The sequence below is a fragment of the Streptomyces sp. CNQ329 genome, from assembly GCF_000482585.1.
In genome coordinates this window covers 1-6,491 of the sequence record NZ_AXVU01000087.1, presented here as the reverse complement: position 1 = coordinate 6,491, position 6,491 = coordinate 1, and the positions used below count along the sequence as shown (strand labels likewise).

Annotated in this window: 5 protein-coding genes and 1 pseudogene; 5 read left to right on the top strand and 1 reads right to left on the bottom strand. The window is 71.7% G+C overall.

The annotated features are described in order from the left end of the window. A pseudogene (locus I003_RS35320) lies at positions 1 to 291 on the bottom strand (type III polyketide synthase); the annotation flags it as partial. A gap of 1,007 nt (positions 292 to 1,298) precedes the next feature. On the opposite strand from I003_RS35320, the gene I003_RS0128550 reads away from it, so the two are divergent. The 5 genes from I003_RS0128550 (at position 1,299) to I003_RS0128530 (ending at position 5,964) form a co-directional block, all read left to right on the top strand. Beyond that, positions 1,299 to 1,928: a hypothetical protein gene (locus I003_RS0128550; RefSeq protein ID WP_027774601.1), complete on the top strand. Its 630-nt coding sequence runs from the start codon at positions 1,299 to 1,301 to the stop codon at positions 1,926 to 1,928. After that, a complete protein-coding gene (locus I003_RS33625) occupies positions 1,925 to 2,128 on the top strand; it encodes a MerR family transcriptional regulator (protein ID WP_037722035.1) in 204 nt (67 codons plus the stop codon). The genes I003_RS0128550 and I003_RS33625 overlap by 4 nt, the downstream gene beginning before the upstream one ends. A 533-nt stretch (positions 2,129 to 2,661) precedes the next feature. Next, positions 2,662 to 3,813: a mevalonate kinase gene (gene mvk / locus I003_RS0128540; RefSeq protein WP_486584445.1), complete on the top strand. Its 1,152-nt coding sequence runs from the start codon at positions 2,662 to 2,664 to the stop codon at positions 3,811 to 3,813. Next, positions 3,806 to 4,855, top strand: a complete 1,050-nt coding sequence (mvaD, locus tag I003_RS0128535; RefSeq protein ID WP_051368586.1) for a diphosphomevalonate decarboxylase — start codon at positions 3,806 to 3,808, stop codon at positions 4,853 to 4,855. Before mvk ends, mvaD begins: the two co-directional genes overlap by 8 nt. Continuing rightward, the gene (locus I003_RS0128530) at positions 4,852 to 5,964 is read left to right on the top strand and encodes a phosphomevalonate kinase (protein ID WP_027774598.1); all 1,113 of its coding nucleotides are present in this window, start codon (positions 4,852 to 4,854) and stop codon (positions 5,962 to 5,964) included. Before mvaD ends, I003_RS0128530 begins: the two co-directional genes overlap by 4 nt. The last annotated feature ends 527 nt before the right edge of the window (positions 5,965 to 6,491 follow it).

The following is a 6,491-nucleotide window of genomic DNA, read 5'->3' as shown; positions in this document are numbered from 1 at the left end:
GTCACGCGCCGTCACCTCGGCGTTGGCCAGGGCCTCTTCGATGACCGGCGGGCACATCTTCTTCGACTCGGCCTCGTAGATGCGGTTGCGTTCGGTCAGACCCGGGTGGCGAAGCGTCTTCTCGATGGGCTGCACGATATGCCGCTTCAGTACCCCGGTATTCCGGATGAGCCGGAGCGCCAGAGGGAGTTGAGGTTTCCCGGCGTGCGCTTCTTCGGCGAACTGCAGAGTTTCTTCCATCGTGATGGTGTGTTCCGGCGCGCTCACCGCAGGCTTGCACAGCCTTGGCATATCTGGGGCCCTCTTTCCTTGGAGTCTGCCGTCGGAAAACGTGAAGGATCTGCGCCCAGCTTTTTCGGAGGCGGTTTTCTGTTCGGGGCCGTCCGGCCCGAAGGGCCGGGGGCCGTGCGGTGCCGGCCCGGGCCGGCCCTGATGTTCCGGGCGGCGACGCGCCCGTGTGCTCAAACGCCCTGCGCCCGCCCGGGCGGCCCCGTTTTGCCCTCCGCTTGCACACCGTCACGTTGCCCGGGCCGGCGTGCCGGCCCGGGCAACGGCGCCATGGCGCCATGGGCGCTGCGGCGCTGCGGCGCTGTGGGAGGAAGGATGTGAAAGGGAAGGGCGTGAGAGGTTCGGCGGGAACCTGTGCCGTGGCGGCACGGGGACGCGAGTCCACCGGGCAAACCAGTGGATACGGTGCTCAACTCCCCGGGTCCCGAAAGTTTTTGGGCAGGGAGGGGCTGCCGAAATAGTGACACGTGCGAAGTCGCCACGCCAAGTGCACATGCGGTGACGTGGGTCACGCCCCGGGTGGGGCGGCGGGCGCTGCCCGCAAGGGGTGGTCTGCAAGGCGCGCCGGGCGGCTGCTTACCGGGGGGGCCTGTGGCGGGGATCGGGTGGGCTGGCGGTGCCGGTCCCCGCCGTGCCGGACAAGCTTCAGGCGTCACGGTTCGGGCCGGTGCCGCGGGGGGTGTTGCGGCGGGTCGTGGGGGCTTGGCCGGGTGTTCACCGTGTTCTTCCGGGGCCGGGGGCGGCGGGTGTCCGGGCGGCTCGGGTGCGGGTGGAAAACGGCTTGAGAACACGGGGATTATCACCCTCGAACGAGGCTGTATCGGGGCTCAAGCGCACGTCGGTAGCTTTACCGGTGAGAGTGTTGGCGGCGATCCCTGCCCGGACGGGTACGGCGCCGGTGTGAACGGGGATGCCAGTGAAAAGGAACTCTGCACGGGATGCCGCAATCGGCATGGCACCCGCATGCATTTCCTCGCGATTATGGGGGAAGCCCGCCTCAAGGAGGTTGCATGAAGGTTAACCCGTGCCCCAGAGATCACGCGCGCGAAATCAGCGGCGCCACCGGGTCCGTCCTCTGCACCTCTTGCGTACGCCAGGTGGAACGTAATCTTCAAACGCTCCCCGACCTCTATCAGGAATGCCTGCACCATGTGTCTCCGATGTCCCGGCGTATCAGCGGGACGAAGATTTCGGGAAGCCGCACTCGGGATCACATGAACATCTCGGTGCTGGACTCCCGTTACAATATCGTTGCTACTCTCGAGTCGTGGTCGGACATCGTTGTGGAGCAGCTCGGGACCGCCGTTCCGGCGCGTTCCGTTCCGCAGCTTTCACGGTTCCTGGCGCGGCACTTGAGGTGGCTGGCCGCCCAGCCTCCGGCGGCTGAGTTCGCCGACGAGACCGACAGCCTCGTCGCCGAGTTACGCCACATCATCGACCCCGGCTCCGGCGCCTCGCGCACGATCATCCGGCAGTGTGTCGTGGAGGACTGCAGCGGGACGATCAGCGTGTGGCCGAAGAGCACCGGGAACGCGGCGAGAAGAAGCATCGAGTGCTCTGCGGGGCACTCGTGGGAGATGCACGACTGGCTGTATCTGAGGCAGCTCATGGAGCGGCAGCGAAAGGATGTCAGCGCATGACCAGACCGCCACGCCACAGGCTCGTCCCCACGAACGTGGCCGCGCTCGCCGTGGGGGTTTCCGAAGCGACCATCCGCAAGTGGGTGAGCCGGGGGAAGATCACCCGTTACGGCGCGCCGAACTGCCGCTCGGAGTTCGACATCGATGAACTCACGCAGATCGCCCTGCAGCGCCGGGCGTGCACCTCCGCGGCCTCATAGCGCCGCGGCCCGGAAGCGACACGCCACAGGCGTGATACGGCGTTTCGTCACTGACGCCGCATCACGCGGTATACGGAACAAGGACGAACGGGCACCGGCCCCGTCCCGGCCGGGGCCGGTGCCCGTTCGTGTTGCCAGGTCCCCCTCTCCCCCGCCCCTTGCGGTCCGCCCGCGGCGGCGTCGGCACCGGGAGTCCACGTGCGAACCAGCAGCCCATCCGGACGTGAGCCACGTCACTTTACGGTTCTCTTGGCGTGTCGAAAATCCCGTGTCACGATTTACGGACATCTAGCCTGCCCGAAAATGTTTTCCGGGCGGTGGTGTGGTGCCGCAGCATTCCCCGGCCCGTCTCGGGCGGCCCGGGTTCGCAAGCGCCCGGCACCTGCTCCTTTGTCCCGCCGGCCGCCGCGTGTGCGCGGGGGTTCGAGGCGGCTGCCGCCGCGCGCCGCCGCTGCTGCGGGTGCGCCGGCGGCGCCCGGTGCCCCGGGGTGCGGCCGCAGGGCCGGTGAGTATCCGGTTCCCGGTGCCGCCGCGTGTCTGAAAGCCCGTTATGTGATCTGCGGTCCGCCGCGTGTGCGCGGGCGGGTGCGCGCTGCGGGGGCTTGGCCTGCCGTCTGCTTCATTCCTTCCTGGATCTGGACGATGCGATTCCACTGCAGAAACGACAAGGGGAGCTGAGTGCGTTGACTTTACCGACCTCAGTGGATGGGGTTTCGGGAAACCACCGGGCTCGCTCAGTCGGCGTCGGTCGTGCCCATGCCAAAGCGATCCTGTTGGGAGAGCATGCGGTCGTTTACGGGGCCGCGGCGCTGGCTGTGCCGATTCCGCAGCTTACGGCGACGGCGAGTGCCGGGTGGTCTCCCGCGGGTGAGGGTGAGGGTGAGCTGTCCTTCACCATGACCGGTTCGGCGTCGCGGGCGGTGGTCACCCAGGCCTCCGACGGGCTGCGGGAGCTGACCGCGGCGTTCAAGGACCGTATGGGTGTGGCGGGGGATCCGCATCTGGATGTGATCCTCGACGGTGCGATCCCGGCGGGCCGGGGGCTGGGGTCGAGCGCCGCGAACTCGCGGGCGATCGTGCTGGCCCTTGCCGAGCTCTTCGGCCGCGAGCTGTCCGGCGAGGCGGCGTTCGAGCTGGTGCAGACGGCGGAGAACATGGCGCACGGCCGGGCCAGCGGGGTGGATGCGATGGCCGTCGGTGCGTCGGCGCCGCTGGCCTTCCAGGCGGGCCGGGCCCGTGAACTGAGCATCGGCTGTGACGGTTTGTTCATCGTCGCGGACAGCGGGCAGGCCGGCAGCACCAAGGAGGCCGTCGAGCTGCTGCGGGAGGGCTTCGGGCGCCGCCCGGGGGCCAGGGAGAAGTTCCTCGGGCAGGCCGCGGAGCTGGTCGGCGGGGCCGAGCGGGCGCTGGCCGAGGGCCGGCCGGAGGAGCTGGGCTCGCGGATGACGGAGTATCACCGGCTGCTGCGCGAGGCCGGGCTGAGCACCGAGCGGATCGAGGCGATGGTCACCGCCGCGCTCGCGGCCGGCGGCCTCGGCGCCAAGATCACCGGTGGTGGTCTGGGCGGCTGCGTGATCGCGCTGACCCGGCCGGAAGAGGCCAGCCGGGTCACCCGCCGGCTCCACGAAGCCGGTGCCGTGCACACCTGGGTCGTACCGCTGAGGAGGCGCGCCGAGCATGTCTGAACAGCGGATTGCGGTGGTCAGGCCGCGGGGTGACACCGCGGCCGGGGCCACCGCCGTGGCACACCCGAACATTGCGCTGATCAAGTACTGGGGCAAGCGTGATGAGCACCTGGTCCTGCCGCGCACCGACAGCCTGTCGATGACCCTGGACATCTTCCCCACCACCACCCGGGTCCGGCTCGCGCCGGGCGCCGGGCGTGATGTGGTGACGCTCAACGGGGCGCCGGCCGACGGTGAGGCGCTGCGGCGCATCGTGGCGTTCTTGGACCTGGTGCGGCAAAACGCCCGGCACCCGCAGCGGGCCGTGGTGGAATCGGAGAACACCGTGCCCACCGGGGCGGGTCTGGCGTCGTCGGCCAGCGGGTTCGCCGCCCTGGCCGTGGCCGCGGCCGCCGCCTACGGCCTCGGGCTGAAGGCCACCGCGCTGTCGCGGCTGGCCCGGCGCGGGTCGGGGTCGGCCTCACGGTCGGTCTTCGGCGGCTTCGCCGTCTGGCACGCCGGGCGGCCGGCGGATACCGCCGCCGACGCGGACCTGGGCTCCTACGCCGAACCGGTGCCGGTGGCCGATCTGGACCCGGCGCTGGTCATCGCGGTGGTCAACGCCGGCCCCAAGGCCGTCTCCAGCCGCGCGGCGATGCGCCGCACCGTCGACACCTCACCGCTGTATGAGCCGTGGGCGGTATCCAGCAAAGCCGACCTGGCCGGTATGCGGGCGGCGCTGCTGCGCGGCGATCTGGAGACGGTGGGGGAGATCGCCGAACGCAACGCGCTGGGCATGCACGCCACGATGCTCGCGGCGCGGCCCGCGGTGCGCTACCTCTCCCCCGCGACGCTGACCGTGCTGGACAGCGTGCTGCAGCTCAGGCGCGACGGTGTCGCGGCCTGGGCGACCATGGACGCCGGGCCGAACGTCAAGATCCTGTGCCGGCGCAGCGACGCCCGCCGGGTGGCCGCGGTCGTCCGCGAGGCCGCCGCGGGCGGTGCGGTGCACATCGCCGGCCCGGGCCCCGGTGCCCGCCTGCTGCCCGAGGGCGGGCGGTGACCCGCACACGCACCGTCGCGCGCCGCGCGCCGGGCAAACTGTTCGTCGCGGGCGAGTACGCGGTGGTCGAACCCGGCGTCCCGGCGGTCCTGGTAGCGGTGGACCGGGACATCACGGTCACCGTCAGCGGCCGCGCCGAAGCCGGCGTGCAGATCTCCTCCGACCTGACCGCCGGCCCGGTGCCCTTCTCCTGGGACAGCGGCCGGCTGGACGTGGGCGGACCCGACGGGCCCCAGGCCCGCCGGTCGCTGGCACACGTGGTCTCGGCCGTGGAGACCACCGCCCAGCTACTGGGCGACCACGGCCGCCCGCTGCCCGCGATGAACGTGGCCGTCGACAGCCGGCTGCACGAGGACGGCCGCAAGTACGGACTCGGCTCCAGCGGCGCGGTGACCGTCGCCACCGTCGCGGCCGTCGCCGACTTCTGCGGCCTTGAGCTGACACTCGACCAGCGCTTCCGCCTGGCGCTGCTGGCCACCGCCCGGCTCGACGCCAAAGGCTCCGGCGGTGACCTCGCGGCCAGCACCTGGGGCGGCTGGATCACCTACCGGGCCCCCGACCGGGCCTTCGTACTCGACCTGGCCCGCCGCCACGGCATCGCCACCGCACTGCGCGAACACTGGCCCCACTACGCCATACGCCGCCTGCCGCCCCCGGCCGGGCTGTCCCTCGAAGTCGGCTGGACCGGCAGCCCGGCATCCACCACCTCCCTGGTGGCCCAACTGCACCGGAAAACCTGGCGCCACAGCCCCTCACACCGCGCGTTCATCGAGACCAGCACCGACATCGTCGACACCATCACCGGCGCACTCCACCACCACGACGGCCCCGGCCTGCTGGAACAGATCCGCCGGGCCCGCAAGGAACTGGCCCGCCTGGACGACGAAGCCGCACTGGGCATCTACACCACCGAACTGACCGCACTGTGCGACGCCGCCGAAGCCATCGGCGGCGCGGCCAAACCCTCCGGAGCAGGCGGCGGCGACTGCGGCATCGCCCTGCTGCCCGACCCCGCCCCCCACAACCGCGCCCGGCTACGGCAGCGGTGGACAGCAGCCGGGGTACTGCCCCTGCCCCTGTCCCCCGCCACCGAAAGGAACAACCCATGAACGGCCGGCCCGGGAACACCCCCGGCAGACCCCGGCACCACCACCAGCCACCACCAGCCGCACCAGCCGCACCTGCGGCAGGCGCGGCAGCACGAGGCGGCAGGGACGGCTGGGACGGCAGCAGGGGCTGGAGCGGCACCGCGGCCCGCGCCGGGAGCAGCCGGCGCCAACGGGCCGGCTGCACCTTCCAGCACGGCCAGGGACCCACCACCGCCACCCGCACGCCCGGCGCACACAACACCCCACCCCCTGCCCGCCCCCGGGCAGCATCCACACACCAGCCGCGCAGCGGACGCCGCCCCGGACAGCGGACACCGCCCGCGGACCGGACACACCCCGGGCAGCAGACGCCGCCCGCGGACCGGAGGTCCCCCCAAGGAAGCGGACACCCGCCCCCGGGCAGCAGATGCCGCTCGGGGCAGCAGATCCCGGCCCGCGCCGCGGACGCCGCCTCCGGCAGCAGATGCGGTCCGGGCAGCAGATGCCGACCACGGACGGGACGCCGGCCCGGGAAGCGGACGCCGGCC

What these genes read in the sequence shown, in the direction of transcription:
- mvaD (WP_051368586.1), top strand. Translation starts at nt 3,806, where the DNA reads ATGTCTGAACAGCGGATTGCGGTGGTCAGGCCGCGGGGTGACACCGCG.
- I003_RS0128550 (WP_027774601.1), top strand. Translation starts at nt 1,299, where the DNA reads ATGAAGGTTAACCCGTGCCCCAGAGATCACGCGCGCGAAATCAGCGGC.
- I003_RS33625 (WP_037722035.1), top strand. Translation starts at nt 1,925, where the DNA reads ATGACCAGACCGCCACGCCACAGGCTCGTCCCCACGAACGTGGCCGCG.